Annotated in this window: 21 protein-coding genes; 8 read left to right on the top strand and 13 right to left on the bottom strand. The window is 60.5% G+C overall.

All coding sequences use genetic code 11. From position 1 onward, the window contains the following. Nucleotide 1: 1 nt before the first annotated feature. The 4 genes from yggU to J0X03_RS03240 are packed head-to-tail and all read right to left on the bottom strand — an operon-like array spanning nucleotide 2 to nucleotide 2,423. Entirely contained in the window at nucleotides 2–292 is a 291-nt protein-coding gene (gene yggU / locus J0X03_RS03225; RefSeq protein WP_004948014.1) for a DUF167 family protein YggU, read from the bottom strand. After that, nucleotides 289–843: a YggT family protein gene (locus J0X03_RS03230; protein WP_033644671.1), complete on the bottom strand. Its 555-nt coding sequence runs from the start codon at nucleotides 841–843 to the stop codon at nucleotides 289–291. Before J0X03_RS03230 ends, yggU begins: the two co-directional genes overlap by 4 nt. A 31-nt stretch (nucleotides 844–874) precedes the next feature. Continuing rightward, nucleotides 875–1,696, bottom strand: coding sequence for a pyrroline-5-carboxylate reductase (gene proC, locus J0X03_RS03235; protein ID WP_047573680.1), 822 nt, complete (start codon nucleotides 1,694–1,696; stop codon nucleotides 875–877). Between the two features lie 19 nt (nucleotides 1,697–1,715). After that, nucleotides 1,716–2,423 carry a YggS family pyridoxal phosphate-dependent enzyme gene (locus tag J0X03_RS03240; protein ID WP_160204568.1) on the bottom strand — a complete coding sequence of 236 codons (708 nt, stop codon included), beginning with the start codon at nucleotides 2,421–2,423 and terminating at the stop codon, nucleotides 1,716–1,718. A 20-nt stretch (nucleotides 2,424–2,443) separates the two neighbouring features. Here J0X03_RS03240 and J0X03_RS03245 point away from each other — a divergent pair, with 20 nt between their 5' ends. Further along, nucleotides 2,444–3,466, top strand: coding sequence for a type IV pilus twitching motility protein PilT (locus J0X03_RS03245; protein WP_047573684.1), 1,023 nt, complete (start codon nucleotides 2,444–2,446; stop codon nucleotides 3,464–3,466). On the opposite strand, the gene ruvX is transcribed toward J0X03_RS03245, so the two are convergent. From ruvX to J0X03_RS03275, 6 genes are all read right to left on the bottom strand, one after another. Continuing rightward, complete coding sequence (ruvX, locus tag J0X03_RS03250; RefSeq protein WP_015379046.1) at nucleotides 3,463–3,885, bottom strand: Holliday junction resolvase RuvX; 423 nt, start codon at nucleotides 3,883–3,885, stop codon at nucleotides 3,463–3,465. The two genes, J0X03_RS03245 and ruvX, sit on opposite strands and share 4 nt — an antisense overlap. Next, the gene (locus tag J0X03_RS03255; protein WP_004937452.1) at nucleotides 3,885–4,448 is read right to left on the bottom strand and encodes a YqgE/AlgH family protein; all 564 of its coding nucleotides are present in this window, start codon (nucleotides 4,446–4,448) and stop codon (nucleotides 3,885–3,887) included. Before J0X03_RS03255 ends, ruvX begins: the two co-directional genes overlap by 1 nt. 145 nt (nucleotides 4,449–4,593) lie before the next feature. Further along, the gene (gene gshB, locus J0X03_RS03260) at nucleotides 4,594–5,544 is read right to left on the bottom strand and encodes a glutathione synthase (RefSeq protein WP_033644677.1); all 951 of its coding nucleotides are present in this window, start codon (nucleotides 5,542–5,544) and stop codon (nucleotides 4,594–4,596) included. Nucleotides 5,545–5,554: 10 nt separating this feature from the next. Then, on the bottom strand, nucleotides 5,555–6,286 hold the full coding sequence (rsmE, locus tag J0X03_RS03265; RefSeq protein ID WP_033644679.1) for a 16S rRNA (uracil(1498)-N(3))-methyltransferase: 732 nt from the start codon (nucleotides 6,284–6,286) through the stop codon (nucleotides 5,555–5,557). A 69-nt stretch (nucleotides 6,287–6,355) separates the two neighbouring features. After that, nucleotides 6,356–7,051 carry a deoxyribonuclease I gene (endA, locus tag J0X03_RS03270; protein WP_033644681.1) on the bottom strand — a complete coding sequence of 232 codons (696 nt, stop codon included), beginning with the start codon at nucleotides 7,049–7,051 and terminating at the stop codon, nucleotides 6,356–6,358. A 101-nt stretch (nucleotides 7,052–7,152) separates the two neighbouring features. Next, nucleotides 7,153–7,665 carry a SprT family zinc-dependent metalloprotease gene (locus tag J0X03_RS03275; RefSeq protein ID WP_033644682.1) on the bottom strand — a complete coding sequence of 171 codons (513 nt, stop codon included), beginning with the start codon at nucleotides 7,663–7,665 and terminating at the stop codon, nucleotides 7,153–7,155. Between the two features lie 349 nt (nucleotides 7,666–8,014). Here J0X03_RS03275 and fumA point away from each other — a divergent pair, with 349 nt between their 5' ends. Both fumA and J0X03_RS03285 read left to right on the top strand, forming a co-directional pair. Further along, nucleotides 8,015–9,661 carry a class I fumarate hydratase FumA gene (gene fumA, locus J0X03_RS03280; protein ID WP_160204567.1) on the top strand — a complete coding sequence of 549 codons (1,647 nt, stop codon included), beginning with the start codon at nucleotides 8,015–8,017 and terminating at the stop codon, nucleotides 9,659–9,661. 151 nt (nucleotides 9,662–9,812) lie between these two features. Continuing rightward, nucleotides 9,813–10,679 (top strand): helix-turn-helix domain-containing protein, encoded by an 867-nt coding sequence (locus J0X03_RS03285; RefSeq protein WP_160204566.1) that lies wholly within the window; start codon nucleotides 9,813–9,815, stop codon nucleotides 10,677–10,679. Here the strand turns inward: J0X03_RS03285 and J0X03_RS03290 are convergent. Then, entirely contained in the window at nucleotides 10,603–11,655 is a 1,053-nt protein-coding gene (locus J0X03_RS03290; RefSeq protein ID WP_160204565.1) for an XdhC family protein, read from the bottom strand. The two genes, J0X03_RS03285 and J0X03_RS03290, sit on opposite strands and share 77 nt — an antisense overlap. An 8-nt stretch (nucleotides 11,656–11,663) precedes the next feature. After that, the gene (locus J0X03_RS03295; protein ID WP_103101302.1) at nucleotides 11,664–12,248 is read right to left on the bottom strand and encodes a nucleotidyltransferase family protein; all 585 of its coding nucleotides are present in this window, start codon (nucleotides 12,246–12,248) and stop codon (nucleotides 11,664–11,666) included. A 208-nt stretch (nucleotides 12,249–12,456) separates the two neighbouring features. On the opposite strand from J0X03_RS03295, the gene J0X03_RS03300 reads away from it, so the two are divergent. From J0X03_RS03300 to J0X03_RS03310, 3 genes are read left to right on the top strand one after another with little or no spacing between them, the layout of a single operon-like run. Then, entirely contained in the window at nucleotides 12,457–15,246 is a 2,790-nt protein-coding gene (locus tag J0X03_RS03300; protein ID WP_160204564.1) for a xanthine dehydrogenase family protein molybdopterin-binding subunit, read from the top strand. Continuing rightward, nucleotides 15,243–15,797 carry a (2Fe-2S)-binding protein gene (locus tag J0X03_RS03305; RefSeq protein WP_015379038.1) on the top strand — a complete coding sequence of 185 codons (555 nt, stop codon included), beginning with the start codon at nucleotides 15,243–15,245 and terminating at the stop codon, nucleotides 15,795–15,797. The genes J0X03_RS03300 and J0X03_RS03305 overlap by 4 nt, the downstream gene beginning before the upstream one ends. After that, the gene (locus J0X03_RS03310) at nucleotides 15,794–17,029 is read left to right on the top strand and encodes a cytochrome c (RefSeq protein WP_160204563.1); all 1,236 of its coding nucleotides are present in this window, start codon (nucleotides 15,794–15,796) and stop codon (nucleotides 17,027–17,029) included. Before J0X03_RS03305 ends, J0X03_RS03310 begins: the two co-directional genes overlap by 4 nt. Nucleotides 17,030–17,092: 63 nt before the next feature. Here J0X03_RS03310 and J0X03_RS03315 read toward each other — a convergent pair whose 3' ends face one another. Continuing rightward, entirely contained in the window at nucleotides 17,093–18,469 is a 1,377-nt protein-coding gene (locus J0X03_RS03315; protein WP_004937488.1) for an amino acid permease, read from the bottom strand. A 631-nt stretch (nucleotides 18,470–19,100) separates the two neighbouring features. Between J0X03_RS03315 and pdhR the strand changes: the two genes are divergently transcribed. Continuing rightward, on the top strand, nucleotides 19,101–19,865 hold the full coding sequence (gene pdhR, locus J0X03_RS03320) for a pyruvate dehydrogenase complex transcriptional repressor PdhR (RefSeq protein ID WP_004937490.1): 765 nt from the start codon (nucleotides 19,101–19,103) through the stop codon (nucleotides 19,863–19,865). A 165-nt stretch (nucleotides 19,866–20,030) separates the two neighbouring features. Next, nucleotides 20,031–22,694, top strand: coding sequence for a pyruvate dehydrogenase (acetyl-transferring), homodimeric type (aceE, locus tag J0X03_RS03325; RefSeq protein ID WP_033632104.1), 2,664 nt, complete (start codon nucleotides 20,031–20,033; stop codon nucleotides 22,692–22,694). Nucleotides 22,695–22,706 lie beyond the last annotated feature (12 nt).

The following is a 22,706-nucleotide window of genomic DNA, read 5'->3' on the forward strand; positions in this document are numbered from 1 at the left end:
ATTATTCGATGAGCGCCGCGACCACGGCGGGGATCTGTTGCGGATTCACGATGCGTAACTGTTTATGCCGCCCCAGTTCGCCTTTCTCGATGGTGACGTTGCTTTTCGCCACTTTGAACTGCTTGGCGATAAACTTGATCAAATGGGCGTTGGCTTGGCCGTCGACCGGCGGGGCGGTGATGGCGACTTTCAGCTCGTCGCCATGCAAGCCGATAATTTGGTCGCGGCTGGCTTTCGGCTGAATATATAGCCTGATCGCCAGCCCGTCCAGCACGGGAGTGACTGCACTCACAGCAGGAACCAGATCTCGCCGAACACATCCATGCCCAGGTAGTTGATCAGATAGAGGATCAGGATCACTACCATGGCGGAAAAATCGATGCCGCCCATCGCCGGGATGATGCGACGGATCGGCGCCATCAACGGTTCGGTCAGTTGGTACATCACGTAGTCGATCGGGCTGCGGCCCTGGCTTACCCAGCTCATCAGCGCACGAATGATCATCACCCAGAAGATCAGGTAGCCGGCGGACTTGACCAGCGAGATCAGGCCGAACAGCAGGTTATACGGGCTGAGCGACAGCGCGTGGCTTTGTATCAGCAGCAGCAGCGGGTACTTGATGGTCATCAGCAGGAACGCCAGCAGCAGCGAAGCGCTGTCGATAGGCCCAAGCGCAGGGATGATGCGGCGCAGCGGGCCGACCACCGGTTGGGTGATCTTCACCACAAACTGCGAGAACGGATTGTAAAAATCGGTGCGCGTCCATTGCATCCAAATGCGCAGCAACAGCACCATCACGTATAGATCAATAACGGTCTTGACCAGGAAAGTCAGCGTTAGCATGAAGTGGTCCTTCTCCTTAACTCGGGGTTATTTAAAATAATTTTTCCATTTCTTGCGCACGGGAAACGGCGGCCTGCATCGCTTGCGCCACGGTTTCCGGCAGTTGGCGTTCGTTGAACACCCGCAGCGCTTCGGCGGTGGTGCCGCCTTTGGAGGTCACCTGCTCGCGCAGCGTGCCCAGCGGCGTATCCGGGTTGGCTTCAACCAGCGCGGCGGCACCGGAAGCGGCCTGCTGCACCAGATCGCGCGCGGTCTGGCTGTCGAAGCCCATGCGTTCGGCTTCTTTTTGCATCGCTTCCATAAACAGGAAGAAATAAGCCGGAGCGCTGCCCGCGGCGGCGATCACGCCGTTGATGCCATTTTCGTCATCTACCCAGCAAACTTTACCGACCGAGGCCATTAAATCGCCGGTGTAGTCGCGATCCTGTTGGCTGACCTGCGCCGGCGCGTACAGCCCGCTCATGCCCTTGCCGACCAGCGACGGGGTGTTGGGCATGATGCGCACGATGTCCAGTTGGTCGCCGAGCAACTGATAGAAACGGCTGACCTGAATGCCGGCGGCGATCGACAGCACCAGTTTGCCGCCGAAATCGACCTGTTCGTGCAGCGGCTGACACACGTCGGCCATCATTTGCGGTTTGACCGCCAGCACCACGACGTCGGCTTCACGCGCGCAGGCGACGTTGTCGCCGCTGCTGACGATGCCGTAGTCCGCCGCCAACGCGTCACGGTTTTTCGGCGACGGGGCGCAGACGCTGATGGATTTGGCCGGATAGCCGCCCGCGACCAGGCCGGCGATGATTGCACGCGCCATGTTGCCGGCGCCGATAAAGGTAATCTTGCGATGTTGCATCAAATCCCTCGTCTGTTTGTCAGGCCTGCGAGTAGTCGCGGGCGCCAAAAATTGCGGTGCCGATGCGCACCAGGGTGCTGCCTGCGGCGATCGCCGCCGCCATGTCGTCCGTCATGCCCATCGACAGCGTATCGGCCTGCGGATAACGCTGACGCAGGGCGAGAAATGCGTCGTTCATCCGGCTGAATACCGCCAACTGCCGCTGATAATCCGTTACCGGCGCCGGGATGGCCATCAGGCCGCGCAGCGCCAGATTCGGCAGCGCCGCGATCGCGTCGGCCAACGCCGGCAGTTCGTTCAACGCGATGCCGGATTTGCTCTGCTCATCGCTGATGTTGATTTGAATCAGCACGTTGAGCGGCGGCAGGTCGGCCGGGCGCTGATCGCTCAGACGCTGGGCGATGCGCAGCCGATCCACGGTATGACACCAGGCGAAATGTTCCGCCACCAGCCGACTCTTATTGGATTGCAGCGGGCCGATAAAGTGCCACACCAACTCACCGCCCTGCGGCGACTCGGCGAAATGCCGGATCTTGTCTACCCCTTCCTGCACGTAGTTCTCGCCGAAGGCGCGCTGGCCGGCGGCGATGGCTTCTTCGATCGCCGCCACAGGTTTGGTTTTGCTGACTGCAAGCAGAGCAACGTCTTCCGGCGCCCGTGCGCAGTTTTGCGCGGCGGCCGCGATGCGGTTTCTGACATCCTGCAGGTTCTGTTGGATAGTGCTCATTATTGACCCGGGAGAGTGATATGGATATCGATGAATTCGTGGCCCTTAGTGTAAAGCATAATGCTTCCGATCTGCACCTTTGTGCCGGTCATCCGCCGATGTTGCGCATCGACGGTGAACTGCAGCCGCTGGCGGCGGCGCCAACGCTGACGGCGCAAGGCGCGCAGGCCCTCTGCGATGGATTGCTGAATGCGCAGCAGCGCGAGAGCCTGCGGCGGCTGGGGCAGGTCGATCTGGCGTTGCACAGGCCGAGCGGGGAGCGGTTGCGCGCCAACGTTTTTCAACAAAGCGCGGGGATTTCTCTCGCGTTGCGGCGTATCGCCGGGCAATCGCCTTCGCTTGCCGAGCTGGCGGCGCCGGCCATCGTCCCGGCGCTGCTGCGGCGCGCCGACGGATTGATCCTGGTCACCGGCGCCACCGGCAGCGGCAAGTCCACCACGCTGGCGGCGATGATCGACGAGATCAACCGGCACCAGCAGCGGCATATTTTGACGCTGGAAGATCCGATCGAGTTCCTGCATTGCAGCCGGCGATCGCTGATCCAGCAGCGGGAGATCGGCCGCGACAGCCACAGCTTCGATGCGGCGTTGCGCGCCGCGCTGCGCGAAGATCCGGATGTGATCCTGCTGGGCGAGCTGCGCGATACCGCCACCATCCGGCTGGCGCTCACTGCGGCGGAGACCGGCCACCTGGTGCTGGCGACGCTGCATACCCGCAGCGCGCCGCAGGCGGTAGAACGGCTGGTGGACGTGTTTCCGGCGGAAGAGAAACCCTACGTGCGCGCCCAGCTGGCGGGCAGCCTGCAAGCGGTGATCGCGCAAAAGCTGATGAGGCGCCCCGGCGGCGGACGAGTGGCGATCTTTGAAGTGCTGACGGCGACGGCGGCGGTCAGCAACCTGATCCGTGAAGGGAAAACGCATCAGTTGGCGAGCGTGTTGCAAACCGGCGCGCAGTCCGGCATGCAAACCTTTGAGCAAGGTTTGCAGCAGCGGATCGACGCCGGTGTGTTGGGGGACTGCGCGGGGGAGGGAACGGGCGTTTAGCCCAGCTGCCGTTCGAACCAGCTTTCGAGGATAACCACCGCGGAGGCGGAATCCACGCTGCCTTTATCAAGCGCGCGGAAGCCGCCGCGATCGAACAGGTTGGCGCGCGCCTCCACGGTGCTCAGACGCTCGTCATGCAGATCGATCTGGATGCCGAAGCGGCCGTGCAGGCGGTTGGCGAACTTGCGCGCCTGGGCGGTAACGGGCTGTTCGGTGCCGTCCATGTTCAGCGGCAGGCCGACCACCACCAAATCCGGCTGCCACTCCTTCAGCAGTTTTTCGATTTTCAGCCAGTCCGGCGAACCGTCCTGCGCTTTGAAAGCCGGCAGGGCGCGGGCGCTGCCGGTCAACTCCTGGCCGACGGCCGCGCCGATGCTTTTGGTGCCAAAGTCGAAGGCGATAATGGTGCGGTTACTCATCAGGCGTGTCCTGCGTGGTTGGCGATGCTGCGAATGTCGATACCCAAAAGGTTCCCCGCCTCGCGCCAGCGGCTGGCGATCGGCGTGCGGAACAAAATGTCGGTGTTGGCTTCGATGGTCAGCCAGGCGTTTTCCAATACTTCCTGCTCCAACTGGCCCTTTTCCCAACCCGCATAACCCAGCGCCACCAGCACGTCGTCCGGTTGCTCCGGCGTGCCGAGCGTTTCCAGCACGTCTTTCGAGGTGGTGATCATGGTGTTGGGGGAAATTTGAATGCTGGCGCCAAAGCCGTGGCGCGGCGTATGCAGGATAAATCCGCGATCGTCCGCCAGGGGGCCGCCGGCGAACACCGGCTTGTCCAGGCTGATGGCCGGATCGCGCGCAGGCGGCATGATCTTCAGCTTGCTCAGCACCGTGGCTACCGTGAACTGCTCCACCGGTTTATTGATCACCAAACCCATGGCGCCTTCTTCATTGTGCTCGCAAATGTAAATCACCGAGCGCTTGAAGCGAGGATCCTGCAGCGTTGGCATGGCGATCAGAAAATGGTGCTGTAAATTCATGGCGTTAGTATAAGGTAATCAATGGGTGAGAAAATAAACAGCCGCCAGTATGCGGCTATACCCGCCGCCTTTCAAGCCGCGTTCAAAGGCGTGCTTTGGCGGGCGCGATGCAGGATAGCGGGCGGCAGGCCGCCCGCATGACGCATTACTTCGCCGCCAGGCGCTTTTCAATCGCGTCCATCAGCATGCCGGTAATCGAGATCGGGAATGCCGCCTCAATTTCGCGCGCGCAGGTTGGGCTGGTCACGTTGATTTCGGTCAGGCGATCGCCGATCACGTCCAGGCCGACGAAGATCAGCCCTTTCTCTTTCAGCGTCGGCGCGACAGCGCGGGCGATTTTCCAGTCGCTCTCGCTCAGCGGACGCGCTTCGCCGCGGCCGCCGGCCGCCAGGTTGCCACGGGTCTCGCCCTGCGCCGGAATGCGCGCCAGGCAGTAAGGCACCGGCTCGCCGTCGACGACCAGAATGCGTTTGTCGCCGTCCTTGATCGCCGGCAGGAAGTTCTGCGCCATGCAGAAACGGCTGCCGTGTTCGGTCAGGGTTTCGATGATCACCGACAGGTTAGGATCGTCCTGCTTCACGCGGAAGATAGACGCGCCGCCCATGCCATCCAGCGGCTTCAGGATGACGTCGCCGTGCTGCTGGTGGAATTTGCGGATGTGCGCGGCGCTGCGGCTGACCAGCGTATCCGGCGTCAGTTCCGAGAACCAGGCGGTGAACAGCTTCTCGTTGCAGTCACGCAGGCTTTGCGGCTTGTTGACCACCAGCGTGCCTTTGACTTCGGCGCGTTCCAGAATGTAGGTCGCGTAGATGTATTCGGTATCGAACGGCGGATCCTTGCGCATCAGGATCACGTCCAGATCGTGCAGCGCCAGATCCTGCTCGGCGCCGAAGCTGAACCAGCTCTCCTTGTCTTCCTTCACGCTCAGCAGGCGGGTGCGGGCGCGCCCGTCACCGGCGTGCAGATAGAGATCGTTCATCTCCATGTAGTGCAATTCGTAACCGCGGCGCTGCGCTTCGAGCAGCATAGCGAAGCTGGTGTCTTTCTTGATGTTGATGGAATCGATAGGATCCATCACGATGCCGAGCTTAATCATCTTTTCTCCTTTAACCCAGGTCGCCGAAGCGGACCTGCAGAGCGGTAATGGCGGTGAGCGCTGTGGTTTCGGTACGCAGAACGCGTGGTCCCAGCAGAATATCAGTAAATCCGTGGTCGGTGGTCATGGCGATTTCGTCGGCGGACAAACCGCCTTCCGGGCCGATCAGCAGGCGAACGCGGTCTACCGGCTGCGGCAGCGTGTTGATGCTGTGGCTGGCGCGCGGGTGCAGGTTGAGTTTCAGGCTGCCGTCCTGCTCGGCGCACCAGGCCTCCAGCGACATCGCCTCGCGGATTTCGGGAATGCGGTTGCGTCCGCACTGTTCGCAGGCGGCGATGGCGATCTTCTGCCATTGTTGGATTTTCTTCGCCAGACGCTCGCCGTCCAACTTGACGCCGCAGCGCTCGGAAAACAGCGGGGTGATGACGTTGACGCCCAGCTCGATGGATTTCTGGATGGTGAACTCCATCTTCTCGCCGCGCGAGATCACCTGGCCCAGATGCAGGTTGAGCGGCGATTCGATGTCCTCCACGCGGGCGTCGCCAAGGCGCACCAGCACGCTCTTTTTGTCCACCCGGACTATCTCGGCGTCGAACACCTGGTTGCTGCCGTCGAACAGCTGCAGCGCCTGGCCGGCGCTCATGCGCAGCACGCGCCCGACGTGGTTGGCGGCGTCCTCGCTGAGGGCGATCTCCGCCCGGTCGGTCAACGGCTGCGGATGGTAAATGCGGGGTATGCGCATGGGTAGTCTGATCCTGACGAAACGGCGCCGCGGGTTGGCGGCGCCATGAAAGATAAAGGCTATAGTAGGTTAGCTTTTCCGCTGCTGACAAGCCTGTTGAATATAGGGGTTGTGGTTGCCCTGCACCTTGGCGATACGTGCTTCACGCTGACATTCCCATTGGCTCACCGGATATTGCCGGTTCCACACCTCGAACAGTTGGGTTTGCTGGCGTGACAGCCGCAGCTGGTAGCGATCGCGCATGTAGAAGTAGGTGCGGGCAATGGCGCCGCGGGCGCGGGCGGGCGGCTCCGCCTGTTTATTCTTGAAGTCCACCTTCATTGGGCACTGCCCGTATTGGCCTGCGCCGCCGTTCCATTGGCTGTACATGAAGTTGTTGCGGTCGCCGTTCACTTCGCCGATCGCCGGCTGCAGGTTGTGCAGATCGGTTTCTATCTGGCGATAGGTGGCGTCCTTATTGCAGTTTTTGCGTCCGCCGTCTTGCCAGCACTGCAGTTGGTGGCCGAACTGCCAGGCCGGCACCACGTGTTCCCACTCGATGCGCTGCGCGCGCTGGGCGTTTTTACGCACCTGATAGCCGCAGCCGGCGAGATCCGGGATGCCCTTCTTGCCTTGCCAGTCGATGCGGCAGCCGCAGTAAAAGCTGCCCGGCGCATCCCGGTTAATCTTGGCCGCCGCCGCTTTGGCCTGAGAGAAGTTATTGATGCCGTGCGCCTGTACGGCGCCTGCGGCGAAAACCGCCATAAACAAAATTCTGCGAAGCATATTCCAAAACAGCTCAAAATTGGAAAAGCAGGCAGGGTAACGGAACTTGCCGGTAGTGGCAAATGGCGATATTTGCTTGTTTTAACGTATAAATCGTTTAACTAAAGGTTCTCGCTAGCAAGAAATTTCAGTTTTTCGCCGCACCGGCGGCAGCGGTATTCGCTTTCGCCGCGCAGCACGCGGTTATGGCGGCGAATGGTGAGCTGGTGCTGCCCACAGGCGCAGCGGTAGGGGAAGGTCTTGCTTTGCACCGAGGCGGTTTCGAAACGGTGAGTGCGGCTGGCGGGCGTCAGCAGCACGCTTTCCATCATCCAGCGCCATTCGCGGCCGTGCGGCGCCACCCGGCCGAATTGGCGAAACACCAGCAGGTGCGCCAGTTCGTGCGGCACCACTTCATCGATAAACGGCTGTTGGTTTTCCAGCAGCAGCACCGGGTTCAGGCGGATTTCCCAGCTTTGCAGCCAGGCGGTGCCCGCGCTGGTGCCGCGTTGCTGGTAGACGATGCTGGGTTCGGGGAACTCGACGGCAAAATGCCGGCGGGCCAACTGCAGCTTTTCTCGCAGGCAGCGCATCACCGCTTGTTGCAGCGCGATGGGGATTCTCGGTTTGTTCATTGCGGCTAGCTTAAGCAATGGCGCGGCGGCTGACAATACGCACCGGCGCAAATCGCATCCGGCGCTTTTTCGCCACATTGATAAAGCGATCGCCACCGATGGATTGTAATCAATGTGTTAACTGCGGGATAATAAAGCGTGCATGATGAGCCTGTACCCGCAGTTCTCACCGAGCAAGGTTGAAACGCCGCCTGTGGCAATCCCTTACGCAAAGAGCGGTTATTTTGCGATTTGGCGCAATAACTGACTGATTAAAAATACGTAAGGTGAAGGCAGTTTTTTGACAAGGCGCCGCCTCGCGCGCCGCAAGTGTGAATTTAACGCAGCTGATGTTGCAAGTGAGAGATCAATGTCGAATAAACCGTTCCACTATCAAGATCCGTTCCCGCTGAAGAAAGACGATACCGAATATTACCTGCTGAGCCGCGACCACGTTTCCGTGAGCGAGTTTGAAGGCCAGGAAATACTGAAAGTTGCCCCTGAAGCGTTAACCCTGCTTGCCCAGCATGCGTTCCACGACGCGTCGTTCATGCTGCGCCCGGCACACCAACAGCAGGTGGCCGATATCCTCAAAGATCCGGACGCCAGCGAAAACGACAAGTACGTTGCGCTGCAATTTCTGCGTAACTCAGAAATCGCCGCCAAGGGTATTTTACCGACCTGCCAGGACACCGGCACGGCGATCATCGTCGGCAAAAAGGGCCAGCGCGTCTGGACCGGTGGCGGCGATGAAGAAGCGTTGTCGCGTGGGGTGTACAACACCTACATCGAAGAGAACCTGCGCTATTCGCAGAACGCCGCGCTGGATATGTACAAAGAGGTCAATACCGGCAGCAACCTGCCGGCGCAGATCGATCTCTACAGCGTTGACGGCGAAGAATACAAGTTCTTGTGCATCGCCAAGGGCGGCGGTTCAGCCAACAAAACCTATCTGTATCAGGAAACCAAGGCGCTGCTGTCGCCGGGCAAGCTGAAAAACTACCTGGTCGACAAGATGCGCACGCTGGGCACTGCGGCCTGCCCGCCGTACCACGTGGCGTTCGTCATCGGCGGCACCTCGGCGGAAGCGACGCTGAAAACCGTCAAACTGGCCTCGACCAAGTATTACGATGGCCTGCCGACCGAAGGCAACGAGCATGGTCAGGCGTTCCGCGATCTGGAACTCGAAGCTGAACTGCTGCAAGAAGCGCAGAACCTGGGGCTGGGCGCGCAGTTCGGCGGCAAATACTTCGCGCACGATATCCGCGTCGTGCGTCTGCCGCGCCACGGCGCCTCCTGCCCGGTCGGCATGGGCGTTTCCTGCTCGGCGGACCGCAACATCAAAGGCAAGATTAACCGCGACGGCATCTGGCTGGAAAAACTGGAGCACAATCCGGGTAAATTCATTCCTCAGGAGCTGCGCCAGGCCGGGGAAGGCGAGGCGATCAAGGTCGATCTCAACCGTCCGATGGCCGAGATCCTCAAACAGCTGTCGCAGTACCCGGTTTCCACCCGCCTGTCGCTGAGCGGCACCATCATCGTTGGCCGCGATATCGCGCACGCCAAGCTGAAAGAGCGCCTGGATCGCGGTGAGGGCCTGCCGCAGTACGTCAAGGATCACCCGATCTACTACGCCGGCCCGGCTAAAACGCCGGAAGGCTATGCGTCCGGTTCCTTGGGGCCGACTACCGCCGGGCGTATGGATTCCTACGTCGATCTGCTGCAATCTCACGGCGGCAGCATGATCATGCTGGCGAAAGGCAACCGCAGCCAGCAGGTGACGGATGCCTGCCACAAGCACGGCGGCTTCTACCTCGGCAGCATCGGCGGCCCGGCGGCGGTGCTGGCGCAGCAGAGCATCAAGAGCCTGGAGTGCGTGGAGTACCCTGAATTGGGCATGGAAGCGATCTGGAAAATCGAAGTGGAAGATTTCCCGGCGTTTATCCTGGTGGATGACAAAGGCAATGACTTCTTCCAGAAGATCCAGGCCGGCCAATGCGGCAGCTGCCTGAAATAAGCGTTGCCCCCTTCGCCGCTCGCGGGCGGTGAAGGGGGACTGTGTAAAGTCCTGTAGCTTGCTGGACGGCGAGTTTTAACCTGTATACCCTACGCGGATAGCACTAAAATTCGACTAATGGAATATCGGTAACATAAGGTTCGGCAAGCACATGGGTACGCAGGAAAGTCACATCAGGGAATTGCTGGTCTGGATTGAAGACAACCTGACCAATCCGCTGTCGTTGGATATCGTTTCCGCCAAGTCAGGCTATACGAAATGGTACCTGCAGCGCATGTTCAAGAAGCAGACCGGATTGTCGTTAGCCTCCTACATCCGCGCTCGTCGCCTCTACCTCGCCGCCTTCGCCTTGCGCTTCACGCAGAAGAGCATTCTGGACATTTCGGTTGAATATCAATTCGATAATCAGCAGACGTTCTCGCGCTGTTTCAAGAAACACTTCGCCGAGTCGCCCAGCGTTTATCGTCATGCCCGCAAACAGGACTTCAGCAATCTGGTGCGTTCACTCGCGGCCAGCCAGCCCGGCGATATTGAGGTTGAACGCGTCAGCATCGCCAGAGGGCAATACGCTTTTCACGGCAAGCAGTACGCTTACCACCTGGACATAGAGAGGTTGGATAAGTCGCATCTGCCGCAGCGCAGCGCGCTGCGGGCGCAGTTTTACACCTTGTTGGGCGAGCGCCCGGCACAAACCTATTCGTTTACCCAACTGGTGCCGGACGGCGAGCGGGTCAGGGTCGACTATACCCTGGGCGTGACGACGGACTACCCGTTGCGTGAAGGCGTGGCGCTGGAGCCGCTGCCGGAGATCCACGGCGAGTTTTGCCGTTTTCGCTATTCCGGCAAGCCGGTGGCGCTCAATGATCACATCATTAAAATTTACACGCAGGTGCTGCCCGAAATGGGGCTGGCCCGCGGTGACGGGCCGGACATGACGGTGTTCAGCTATTCGCTGAGCGGGAAAGAGGAGCTGCATCTGGAGCTGCAGCATCTGGTGCCGGTGGTGCCGCTGCACTGATCCCGTCGGCGGCCGGCCGCCGGTTTTTCTGCTGCACGATCGCCGCCATCACCGCCAGGGCGATCTCCGCCGGCGTTTTGCTGCCCAGCGGCAGGCCGATCGGCGCATGGATGCGTTCCAACTCCTGCGGCGTGAATTCGGCAATCTGCTGCAACCGCTGGCGCCGCCGCGCGCTGTTTCTCAGCGATCCCATGGCGCCGATGTAAAACGCCGGAGTGTGGATCGCTTCCATCAGCGTTAGATCGTCCATACGCGGATCGTGGGTCAGCGCCACGACGGCGGTATTGGCGTGGCAACCGCCGTCCTCAATGAACTTGGCCGGAAACTGGCGCAGCAGCGTCACGCCCGGTTTTAACTCGGCGGCGAAGTTATCCAGCGCCTCCGGGCGGTTCTCGCACACCAGCACCTCAAACCCCAGCGCTACGGCGAAATCGGCGCAGTACAGCGCCACGCTGGACAGCCCGGCGATCAGCAGGCGCGGCGCGGCCGCGATATGCAGGGTAATCTGTTCGAGCCGGCGTTCAACCTGAGTGGCGCTGGTGAAATGGCTCTGCTCAAGGCTATGGCAGGCGTTGGGCAACGTCAGGCGTTTGAGCAACGCATGATGCCCTTCCAGCGCGCCGGCGATGCGCCGCAGGTAAGCGACGCTGGCTTCTCCCGCCGGCAGATACTCGATCAGCACGTCCAGCACGCCGCCGCACGGCAGCGCCACATTGGGCGTCATGCCGCCTTCGCCGTAGCGGATCACTTGGCTGGCCGCCTGATACTCCCCGGCGGCCACGCGCCGCAGAAAGTCCTCCTCCACGCACCCGCCCGACAATGAGCCGCTGTAGCGGCCGTCGCGGGTCGCGGCCATCAACGCGCCCGGCGACCGCGGCGAAGAGCCATAGGTGCTGAGCACGGTGCATAACCAGACCGGCTGTTGTTGCAGCCAGCTTATCGCCTGGCTGACCACGGTGACATCAAGATGTTGCATAGGTGAATTTACTCGCTGGCCGGGAGTTGCGATGGAAGATCAATATCCCGCACGACGCCGGGGTGTTCAAGCGGCAGCAGGTGCACCGCTGCGCCTTGCAGCAGCCCACGGGCGCCATTATCGCCGCGCAGTTGGCAAAGTTGTTTGCGCAATAGGGCGGAAAAGCCGACCGGGTGACCGGGCTGTTGCGCATAGCTGGGGCGTACGATCGCGTGTTGCCGTAAGGCGCTCGCCACCTGCCGGAAGACATCGGCGCCGACGAACGGCATATCGGCCAGATGAATCAGCCAGCCTTGCCAGTGCGGCGTGGCCGCAACGCCTGCGGCGATCGAGTCGCCGAGGCCCGCGCTGGCGAGCAGGGTAACCGGCACCTGATTGGCGGCGCAGGCTGCCAGCACCGGCAGATTATCCGGACGGGTCACCACCTGCACCGGCAGCTCGGAAGCCAGCGCCTGGCGCAGGGTGTGTTCGAACAGCGAACGCCGCTCGCCCGCCGCATCGGCAAACCCGGCGTTCAGTTTGTTGCCCTGGCCGCCGGCCCGAATAAAGCGCTCCCCGCGTCCGGCGGCGGTAATAATGATGCCCGTGATCATGGTTCAAGCCCGCGTTTGCGCAAATTATTTATTAGCGTACAAACCTTATGTGTTTTGCAAATGTTTTTTTGTTGAAAACAGCCTGTTAATCATCACATAATTTTAGTTATAAGCATATGCTTATGACGTCTACGGCAAGGTCGTCAGCGTTTGCGCAACAACACCGCGAACAAAAACCAATTACAAGAAAGACGTGAAGGACTTATTTATGAGCAATTTCAACCCGTCGCGGCGTCGCTTTATCAAAAGCGCCGTGATTGCGGGGGTATCCGTGTACCTCGCGCCCCTGTACAGCCGCGCCTACGCCGCGCTGTTCGAGCAAAAAATCCTCCAGTCGCCCAATTGGGATCCGCAGGCCAAGCGCGTGCGTTTCCGTATCGACGGCCGCGCCAAGGTCATGGGGCAGAAGGTGTTCGCGCGCGATATCCGCGCGGTGGACATGCCGCACTGGCCGCAGAAACAGGCGCACGCCTTCATTCTGCGCGTGACCAAGGCCGACCGGTTGTTCGAAGGGGTCGATCTGTCGCTGTTGGGGGACGATCTGCAGCCGGATCGCCTGGTGACGGCGGAAGATCTGGCGCGCGACGGCCTGGCCTTTCCGGCGTTCTACGGTGACGACATGCTGCTGCCGAGCGGCAAAACCCCGGCCTACCTCGGCCAGGCGGTGGCGATCCTGATCTATCACGACTTCGCCCGTTTCCGCTTCGCCAAGGACAAGCTGAAATTCCGCGAAGAAACCATCAAATACGGCGCGGTGACCGGCCCGCTCGAGCGCGATCCCTGGGGCAGCTTCCGCTATGTGCGGGTGGGGGGAGAACAACCGTTCGACGACGATCGCTTCTCCAGCCTGAAGGACACGCCGATCTTCCCGGTGTCGATGAAAAAACACCTGCCGGTGTGGCCGGAAGGGCGCGAGGGCGGCAAGCTGGATCAGGAGGGCATGCGCTATGCAGGGATGATCGCCGACGAGTTGGCGAATCCGCCGGCCGACTGGCTGGTAATGTCGCGCCGCTACACCACGCAGTCGATCGACACCTCGGCGCTGGAGCCGGACAACGCCAACGGCTGGTTCGACGCCGAGACGCAAACCCTGCATCTGGTGGTGCCGACGCAGTCGCCGCAGGAAGTGGCCGACGAGATGCCGCGCATGCTGGCCAAGCGCAATCCGCCGGTGAAACAGCTGATCCTGCACCCGTGCTACACCGTGGGCTACGGCTCGAAAGACCACTACAACTTCCCGTATTACGGCGCGGTGGCGGCGATGTATGGCGACGGCCACCCGGTGCGTCTGGCCAACGATCGCTTCGAACAGTTCCAGACGGCGTTGAAGCGCCACGCGTTCGACATGAACTACCGCATCGCGGTGAATAAGCAGACCGGCGTCATGCAGTCGTTCCTCGGTGACATGACCGCGGACGGCGGCGGCCGCAGCAACTTTACCCCTTCGGTGGTGATGGTCGGCGCAACCGCCGCCCAGTCGATTTACTACTTCCCGAAAAGCGATCTGTCGTCGGTCGGGCTGGCTTCACGCGCTATCGACGCCGGTTCGGCGCGCGGTTACGGCACGCTGCAGAGCATGGCCGCCACCGAGATGATGGTGGATGAGTTGGCTGCCGAGCTGAAGATTGACCCGATCGAGTTCCGCCTGCGCAACGTGCTGAAATCCGGCATGAAAAACACCCAGGGGGCGATCCCGGCCGGTGCGATCCGCGCCGATGAAGTACTGGAAAAGGCGGCGAAGCATGAGATATGGCTTAAGCGCGCCGAACGCAAGGCCGAGTTTGAGAGCCGCCATCCCGGCAAGCGCTATGGCGTCGGCTTCGGCTGCGTGCAGAAAGACTTCGGCACCGGGGCGGAAACCTCGTTCGCCCGGGTGGAGCTGAGCGAAGACGGCCGCATCACCCTGCATCACAGTGGCGCGGAGATGGGCACCGGCATGTCGACCTCGCAGTCGGTATTGTGCGCGCAGTGGCTGGGTAAACCGGCCGACGAAGCGCACTTCTCGGTCACCGACTGGTCGGTATTGCCGATGGTCACCAGCGGCGATCCTTACCTGATGTCGCAGGAAGAGCAGGATAAGCTGCAAACCAACCCCAACTGGACGCCGAGCTACTGTTCGCCGTCGAGCGCCAGCAACTCGGCCTATTACTTCTCGCACAGCACCCGCGAAGCGGCGCGCCTGATCTTCGATCACGGCCTGTGGCCGGCGGCGATGGCGCTGTGGCAGGCCGGTATCGGCGGCGGCCAGGCGGCGCCGCTGGTGGTGCGGCGCGAAGATGCGCGTTGGGTCGAAGGCGGCCTGACGGCGGCGGGCATGTCGGTGCTGAGCCTCGAGCTGCTGGCCAAGACGGCTTATCAGATGGGCGGCGTCACCGGCGCGGCGGTGCATGTGTTCAACCGCTGGCAGTGGGCGGAGGCCGATTTCACGTTGAACGGCAAAAGCGAACGCCTGCCGATCGACGGCATGGCGCTGCGCAACGCCGGCGGCGAATTCAAACCGCTGGCGCGCGGGCAGGTCTACTACCCGCCGACCCAGCGCAACAATGCGGCGGTGACCTACTACAGCGCCGTCGGCACGCTGGCGGAAGTGGCGGTGGATATCGCCACCGGCCAGGTGGAGTTGCTGAATCACCACTCAATCATGGAGTGTGGCAACCTGATCGTGCCGGAACTGGTTTCCGGCCAACTGCAGGGCGGGCTGGCGATGGGCATCGGCCATGCGCTGCACGAATATTTACCGCTGTACGAAGACGGCCCGGGCAACGGCACCTGGAACTTCAACCGTTACCACCTGCCGCGCGCCAGCGACGTGGCGGTATGGAAACAGAGCGGCGACATCCTGCCGGCGCTGTCGGAAACCGATCCGCCGAAAGGCATGGCGGAAGTGGTGATGATCCCGATCGTGGCCGCACTGGTCAACGCCATTGCCGACGCCACCGGCCACCGTTTCCGTGATTTGCCCGTTCGTGCAGAAAATATTCGTGAGGTATTACAATGAGCATTAAAACCCAGCCGATTTCCCTGACCATCAACGAGAAACAGTACGGCCCGATCGAGGTGCCGGAAGGCTTGATGATGATCGATTTCCTGCACGAGTATCTCGATTTGACCGGTTCGCGCCTCGGCTGCGGGCAGGGCATTTGCCACGCCTGCGTGGCTATTGTCGATCACCCGAGCGGCACCAGCGAAGAGGTGCGCACCTGCATCACCGGCGCGCATTTCTTCAACGGCAAGAAAGTGCGCACCGTCGAAGGCCACGCCAGGGTGGACGAACAGGGGGAGGTGGTTGAGCTGTCGCCGATCCAGCAGGCGTTTCTGGAGCACTACAGCTTCCAGTGCGGCTACTGCACGCCGGGCTTCGTCAACGCCGCCACCATCTTCGTGGAAAAGCTCAAGCGTGAACCGATCGCCCGCGATCAGCTGGAGAACGCCATCGAGCAGGCGCTGGACAGCCACATCTGCCGCTGCACCGGCTACGTGCGCTACTACGAAGCGGTGCGCGACGTGGTGCTGAAAACGCCGGGCCTGCTGAAGGAGACGGCGCAATGAAAAAACGTCTCGCAATGTTGATTGTGCTGGTGGCGATCGTGGTGATTGCGCTGTTGTGGTGGCGGGAAAACCGCCGTTACGACGGCCCGGTGCAGCAGGTGACCGCCAGCGCCGAACAGATCGCGCGCGGCCGCTATCTGGCGCAGGCCGCCGACTGCGCCGCCTGCCATACCGCCAGCGACGGGGCGCCGTTGGCCGGCGGCTATCCGCTGGACACGCCGTTCGGCACGATTTACGGCAGCAACCTGACGCCGTCGGCCGACCACGGCATCGGGCGCTGGAGCAAGGACGACTTCTTCCTGGCGCTGACGCAGGGCGTGGCGCCGGGCGGACGGCACCTGTACCCGGCGATGCCTTACACCTCGTACAAGGGCATTTCGCGTCAGGACGCCGATGACATCTACGCTTACCTGATGACGCGCCCGGCGGTGGACGTGGCCATTCCGGCCAACGAGATGCCGTTCCCGTTCAACCAGCGCATGGCGCTGATCGGCTGGAATCTGCTGTTCCGCAGCCAGGATCCGCTGCCGGCCAGTTCGCCGGGCAGCTCGCCGCAATGGCAGCGCGGCCGCTATCTGGCCGACGTGCTGGGCCACTGTGGCGAATGCCACACGCCGCGCGGCGCGCTGGGACAGATGGATCTCGGCAAGCCGATGCAGGGCGGCGATCTCGGCCGCTTCATGGCGCCGGACATTACGCCGCACGGCTTGGCGCAGCGCGGCTGGACGCCGCAGGACGTCAGCCGCTTCCTCGGCACTGGCCTCGCGCCGCAGGGTTCGGCCTTCAGTGAGATGCATATGGTGGTGGATCTCAGCACCCGTCATTTGACGCCGGAAGATCATCAGGCGCTGGCGCTGTATCTGATGGGCGAGCAGCCGCCGGCGGCGGTGCCGGTGAAAATGGGCCAGGGCAGCGATGCCGGGCGCATGACCTATCTGGATCAGTGCGCCGGTTGCCATGCGCGCGAAGGTGAGGGCAAACCGCATGTGGCACCGGCGATGCGCGATAACGCCACGCTGCGCCAGGCGGACGGCAAGAACCTGATCGTGTCGGTGCTGGACGGCCTGCCGGCCCAGCAGTTCCCGAACGGTGAAAGCATGCAGAGTATGCCGGGCTTCGGCGAGCGTCTGAGCGATGCTGAAGTGGCGGAACTGGTGAATTACCTGCGGGTGACCTGGGGCGGTTTGCCGGCGGACGTCACCGCCGAGCAGGTGAAAGCGCTGCGCAAGTAAGCGGCGTTCAGACGAAAAAAATGGCCCGCATCTGCGGGCCATTTTATTGCGCGGTCACGGGATTCAACGGCTGGTGACGCCGTCGACACGTTGGCTGCGCTGTTTGATGGCGTAACCGACGGCCAGGATCGCCACCCATACCGGGATCAGCAGCACCGAGATTTGAATGCCCGGCGTCAGGTACATGATCACCAGGATGCCGGCCATGAACAGCAGGCACAGGTAGTTGCTGAACGGGTACCAGAACGCTTTGAACTTCGGCACCACGCCTTCGCGGTTTTTGGCGGCGCGGAATTTCAGGTGCGCCAGGCTGATCATCGCCCAGTTGATCACCAGCGCCGATACCACTAACGCCATCAGCAGTTCGAAGGCGCGGCCCGGGATCAGGTAGTTAATCAGCACGCACAGCGCGGTGGCGAGGGCGGAAATGCCGATGGCCACCACCGGCACGCCGCGGCCGTCGACCTTCAGCAGGCTTTTCGGGCCGTTGCCCTGCTGCGCCAAGCCGTACAGCATGCGGCTGTTGCAGTAGACGCAGCTGTTGTAGACCGACAGCGCGGCGGTGAGCACCACGATGTTCAGCACGGTCGCCACCAGGTTGCTGTTCAGCGCGTGGAAGATCAGCACGAACGGGCTGCCGCCTTCAACCACTTTGCCCCACGGGTACAGCGACAGCAGAATGGCCAGTGAACCGATATAGAAGATCAGGATGCGGTAGATCACCTGATTGGTGGCTTTTGGAATGCTTTTTTGCGGGTTGTCGGCTTCGGCGGCGGTGATGCCGACCAGCTCGAGGCCGCCGAAGGAGAACATGATCACCGCCATCGCCATCACCAGGCCCATGACGCCGTTCGGGAAGAACCCGCCCTGCGCCCACAGGTTGGTGACGGTGGCTTCCGGGCCGCCCATGCCGCTGAACAGCAGGTAGGCGCCGAACACGATCATGCCGATAATCGCCACCACTTTGATGATGGCGAACCAGAACTCCATCTCGCCGTAAACTTTCACGTTGGCCAGGTTGATGGCGTTGATCGCCAGGAAGAATACCGCGGCGGAAACCCAGGTGGGGATCTCCGGCCACCAGTACTGTACGTAGATGCCGACCGCGGTCAGCTCCGCCATCGCCACCAGGACATACAGCACCCAGTAGTTCCAGCCGGAGGCGAAGCCGGCGAAGTTGCCCCAGTATTTGTAGGCGAAGTGGCTGAAGGAGCCGGCGACCGGCTCTTCCACCACCATTTCCCCCAGCTGGCGCATGATCAGAAACGCGATGAAGCCGCCGATGGCGTAGCCGAGGAGCACTGACGGGCCGGCCATTTTTATTGTTTGAGCGATACCGAGAAATAACCCGGTGCCGATTGCGCCACCTAAGGCGATGAGCTGAATATGGCGGTTTTTCAGGCCGCGCTTCAGCTGGTCACCATGCTGTTGACCATCCATCAATCTAACCCTCTGTCGTTGTGAATGCCCACCTGCCTGTAAAGCAGTGGTTACGATGTGTGTTTTGTTTTATTTACGGCGTTATAGCTATTAATTCCACGGCGCCGCTACCGTTTGGCAGAGAATAATGTTATGCGCGTCGGTTTGCACCTGCTTTGTCGTGTGAGTGATTAAGATTGCAGCAGTTTAGGAAACAAAATGCGGGTTGTGTGACGGCAGGGGGGATTCAGTGCATGAAATAAGCAACAAATCACATAATGCGCAAAAATAACGTAGATCTGAACGGTAGGCCGCGTTCAAATAATGAACGAACCGCCGTTGCGCTGCTCGCCAAATAGCCATTCATTAAAGCGTAATAACCATGCAATAAAACTCGGGCAAAAAGTTTGCACTCTGCCTTGCGTAAGGTTTGGTAAAAGTTAAATCCCCAACCCGCCGCGTAAATGGTAATACCATCACGGCGTTACCGGTTTGCAGCGGGGTTTTCAGCGGGGTGTTAAAATGTGCGGGTAACCTGATTTCGATCAAGGCCCGTATGGACAGGAGGTGAATACTTTGTTACTTTACCGTCACGTTTTTGAAATTGGTATTACCAATTGACTCCGCGCCATTCGCAGAGAAGAATTCACTCATGGCCTACAGCAAAATCCGCCAACCCAAGTTGTCAGATGTTATCGAGCAACAGCTCGAATACCTGATCCTCGAGGGGACACTGCGCCCAGGCGAAAAACTGCCTCCGGAGCGCGAGCTGGCGAAACAATTTGATGTCTCCCGTCCTTCTCTGAGAGAGGCCATTCAGCGCCTTGAAGCGAAAGGGCTGCTCCTGCGCCGTCAGGGCGGCGGCACCTTCGTGCAAACTAATCTGTGGCAGAGCTTCAGCGATCCGCTGGCCGAGCTGCTGGCCGACCATCCCGAATCACAGTTCGATCTGCTGGAAACCCGTCACGCGCTGGAAGGCATTGCCGCCTATTACGCGGCGCTGCGCGGCACCGATGAAGATCTGGCGCGCATCCGCGATTGCCACATCGTGATTCAACAGGCTCAAGACAGCGGCGATCTCGACGCCGAAGCCGATGCGGTCATGCAGTATCAAATCGCCGTGACTGAAGCCGCTCACAACGTTGTGTTACTTCACCTGCTACGCTGCATGGGGCCGATGCTGGAACAGAACGTGCGTCAGAACTTTGAATTGCTCTACTCGCGCCGTGAGATGTTGGCAAAAGTGAGCAGCCACCGCGCCGGAATTTTTGAGGCGATTGTGGCACGCGAGCCGGAAAAGGCCCGTGAAGCCTCGCATCGCCACTTGGCGTTTATCGAGGAAATCTTGCTGGATCTCAGCCGGGAGCATACTCGGCGCGAGAGATCGCTGCGGCGTCTCCAGCAACGCAAGGATTAAGAGCTGTCCTCTTCAGGGTACACCAGCCTGCGGGGGTTAAGTTCGAGGTACTTAGTTAAGTACTTAAGCGGCAACTAAACTGATGGGCCTGTCTTCGTGTGTTTTTTCACAGAGCACAGGAAGACAGGCTCCAAACAAACCATTAGACAGATAAGGAATACCACCATGTCAGAACGTTTAAACAATGACGTGGATCCGATCGAAACCCGCGACTGGCTGCAGGCGATCGAATCGGTCATCCGTGAAGAGGGTGTTGAGCGAGCTCAGTTTCTGATTGATCAGGTATTGGGAGAAGCCCGCAAAGGCGGCGTTAACGTTGCGGCCGGTGCTGCAGCGCACAACTACGTCAACACCATCGCGGTAGAAGACGAACCGGCTTACCCAGGCAACCTGGATCTGGAACGCCGCATTCGCTCTGCGATCCGTTGGAACGCGATCATGACCGTTCTGCGCGCATCCAAGAAAGACCTGGAGCTGGGCGGCCACATGGCTTCCTTCCAGTCTTCCGCGACCTTCTATGAAGTCTGCTTTAACCACTTCTTCCGCGCACGCAACGAGAAAGACGGCGGCGACCTGGTCTACTTCCAGGGCCACATCTCTCCGGGCGTTTACGCGCGCGCCTTCCTTGAAGGCCGCCTGACCGAAGAACAGATGAACAACTTCCGTCAGGAAGTGCACGGCAACGGCCTGTCCTCTTACCCGCATCCTAAGTTGATGCCGGAATTCTGGCAGTTCCCGACCGTATCCATGGGCCTGGGCCCAATCAGCGCCATCTATCAGGCGAAGTTCCTGAAATACCTGGAACACCGCGGCCTGAAAGACACCTCTGAGCAGACCGTTTACGCCTTCCTGGGCGACGGTGAGATGGATGAGCCGGAATCCAAAGGCGCCATCACCATCGCCACCCGCGAGAAGCTGGACAACCTGGTGTTCGTCATCAACTGCAACCTGCAGCGCCTGGACGGCCCGGTCACCGGTAACGGCAAGATCATCAACGAACTGGAAGGCATCTTCTCCGGCGCAGGCTGGCAGGTGCTGAAAGTGATCTGGGGCGGCCGTTGGGACGAGCTGCTGCGCAAAGACACCAGCGGTAAACTGGTTCAGCTGATGAACGAGACTCTGGATGGCGACTACCAGACCTTCAAATCCAAAGACGGCGCTTACGTGCGCGAGCACTTCTTCGGCCGTTACCCGGAAACCGCGGCGCTGGTCAAAGACATGACCGACGACGAAATCTGGGCGCTGAACCGTGGTGGTCACGATCCGAAGAAAATCTTCGCTGCACTGAAAAAAGCGCAAGACACCAAAGGCAAACCGACCGTTATCCTGGCCCACACCATCAAAGGTTACGGCATGGGTGAAACCGCGGAAGGTAAAAACATCGCTCACCAGGTGAAGAAAATGAACATGGAAGGGGTTCACCACTTCCGCGATCGTTTCAACGTGCCGGTTGCCGATGCTGACATCGAAAAACTGCCGTACATTACCTTCGAGAAAGATTCCGAAGAGTACAAATACCTGCACGAACGTCGCCAGGCGCTGAAAGGCTACGTGCCTACCCGTCTGCCGGAGTTCACCCAGAAGCTGGAAATGCCAGCGCTGGAAGATTTCAGCTCGCTGCTGGAAGAGCAGAACAAAGAGATCTCCACCACTATCGCTTTCGTGCGTGCCCTGAACGTGATGCTGAAGAACAAGTCGATCAAAGATCGCCTGGTGCCAATCATCGCCGACGAAGCGCGTACCTTCGGTATGGAAGGTCTGTTCCGTCAGATCGGTATCTACAGCCCGAACGGCCAGCAGTACACCCCGCAGGACCGTGAGCAGGTTGCTTACTACAAAGAAGACGAGAAAGGCCAAATCCTGCAGGAAGGCATCAACGAACTGGGCGCAGCCTCTTCCTGGCTGGCCGCAGCGACCTCCTACAGCACCAACGATCTGCCGATGATTCCGTTCTACATCTACTACTCGATGTTCGGTTTCCAACGTATCGGCGACCTGTGCTGGGCAGCGGGCGACCAACAGGCGCGCGGCTTCCTGATCGGCGGGACCTCGGGCCGTACTACCCTGAACGGCGAAGGTCTGCAGCACGAAGATGGCCACAGCCACATTCAGTCTCTGACCATCCCTAACTGCATCTCTTACGATCCGGCTTACGCGTACGAAGTGGCGGTGATCATGCACGACGGTCTGGTGCGCATGTATGGCGACAACCCGGAAAACGTGTACTACTACCTGACCACGCTGAACGAAAACTACCACATGCCTGCGATGCCGCAGGGTGCGGAAGAAGGTATCCGCAAGGGTATCTACAAGCTGGAAACGCTGGAAGGCAGCAAAGGCAAGGTGCAGCTGCTGGGCTCCGGCGCCATCCTGCGCCACGTGCGCGAAGCTGCGCAGATCCTGGCGAAGGACTACGGCGTGGGTTCCGACACCTACAGCGTGACCTCGTTCACCGAACTGGCGCGCGACGGCCAGGATTGCGAGCGTTGGAACATGCTGCACCCAACCGAAGCGCCACGCGTGCCTTACATCGCTCAGGTGATGAACGACGCGCCGGCGGTAGCCTCTACCGACTACATGAAACTGTTCGCCGAACAGGTTCGTACTTATGTGCCGGCCAGCGATTATCGCGTACTGGGCACCGACGGCTTCGGTCGTTCGGACAGCCGCGAAAACCTGCGTCACCACTTCGAAGTCGATGCGTCCTACGTGGTGGTTGCTGCTCTGGGTGAACTGGCTAAACGCGGTGAGATCGAAGCTTCTGTGGTTGCTGATGCAATCAAGAAATTCGACATCAACCCGGAAAAAGTTAACCCGCGTCTGGCCTAAGAGGTACTGAAT

This window comes from Serratia ureilytica (genome assembly GCF_017309605.1).
Lineage (GTDB): Bacteria > Pseudomonadota > Gammaproteobacteria > Enterobacterales > Enterobacteriaceae > Serratia > Serratia ureilytica.

What these genes read in the sequence shown, in the direction of transcription:
- J0X03_RS03230 (WP_033644671.1), bottom strand. Translation starts at nt 843, where the DNA reads ATGCTAACGCTGACTTTCCTGGTCAAGACCGTTATTGATCTATACGTG.
- proC (WP_047573680.1), bottom strand. Translation starts at nt 1,696, where the DNA reads ATGCAACATCGCAAGATTACCTTTATCGGCGCCGGCAACATGGCGCGT.
- J0X03_RS03240 (WP_160204568.1), bottom strand. Translation starts at nt 2,423, where the DNA reads ATGAGCACTATCCAACAGAACCTGCAGGATGTCAGAAACCGCATCGCG.
- J0X03_RS03245 (WP_047573684.1), top strand. Translation starts at nt 2,444, where the DNA reads ATGGATATCGATGAATTCGTGGCCCTTAGTGTAAAGCATAATGCTTCC.
- ruvX (WP_015379046.1), bottom strand. Translation starts at nt 3,885, where the DNA reads ATGAGTAACCGCACCATTATCGCCTTCGACTTTGGCACCAAAAGCATC.
- J0X03_RS03255 (WP_004937452.1), bottom strand. Translation starts at nt 4,448, where the DNA reads ATGAATTTACAGCACCATTTTCTGATCGCCATGCCAACGCTGCAGGAT.
- gshB (WP_033644677.1), bottom strand. Translation starts at nt 5,544, where the DNA reads ATGATTAAGCTCGGCATCGTGATGGATCCTATCGATTCCATCAACATC.
- rsmE (WP_033644679.1), bottom strand. Translation starts at nt 6,286, where the DNA reads ATGCGCATACCCCGCATTTACCATCCGCAGCCGTTGACCGACCGGGCG.
- endA (WP_033644681.1), bottom strand. Translation starts at nt 7,051, where the DNA reads ATGCTTCGCAGAATTTTGTTTATGGCGGTTTTCGCCGCAGGCGCCGTA.
- J0X03_RS03275 (WP_033644682.1), bottom strand. Translation starts at nt 7,665, where the DNA reads ATGAACAAACCGAGAATCCCCATCGCGCTGCAACAAGCGGTGATGCGC.
- fumA (WP_160204567.1), top strand. Translation starts at nt 8,015, where the DNA reads ATGTCGAATAAACCGTTCCACTATCAAGATCCGTTCCCGCTGAAGAAA.
- J0X03_RS03285 (WP_160204566.1), top strand. Translation starts at nt 9,813, where the DNA reads ATGGGTACGCAGGAAAGTCACATCAGGGAATTGCTGGTCTGGATTGAA.
- J0X03_RS03290 (WP_160204565.1), bottom strand. Translation starts at nt 11,655, where the DNA reads ATGCAACATCTTGATGTCACCGTGGTCAGCCAGGCGATAAGCTGGCTG.
- J0X03_RS03295 (WP_103101302.1), bottom strand. Translation starts at nt 12,248, where the DNA reads ATGATCACGGGCATCATTATTACCGCCGCCGGACGCGGGGAGCGCTTT.
- J0X03_RS03300 (WP_160204564.1), top strand. Translation starts at nt 12,457, where the DNA reads ATGAGCAATTTCAACCCGTCGCGGCGTCGCTTTATCAAAAGCGCCGTG.
- J0X03_RS03305 (WP_015379038.1), top strand. Translation starts at nt 15,243, where the DNA reads ATGAGCATTAAAACCCAGCCGATTTCCCTGACCATCAACGAGAAACAG.
- J0X03_RS03310 (WP_160204563.1), top strand. Translation starts at nt 15,794, where the DNA reads ATGAAAAAACGTCTCGCAATGTTGATTGTGCTGGTGGCGATCGTGGTG.
- J0X03_RS03315 (WP_004937488.1), bottom strand. Translation starts at nt 18,469, where the DNA reads ATGGATGGTCAACAGCATGGTGACCAGCTGAAGCGCGGCCTGAAAAAC.
- pdhR (WP_004937490.1), top strand. Translation starts at nt 19,101, where the DNA reads ATGGCCTACAGCAAAATCCGCCAACCCAAGTTGTCAGATGTTATCGAG.
- aceE (WP_033632104.1), top strand. Translation starts at nt 20,031, where the DNA reads ATGTCAGAACGTTTAAACAATGACGTGGATCCGATCGAAACCCGCGAC.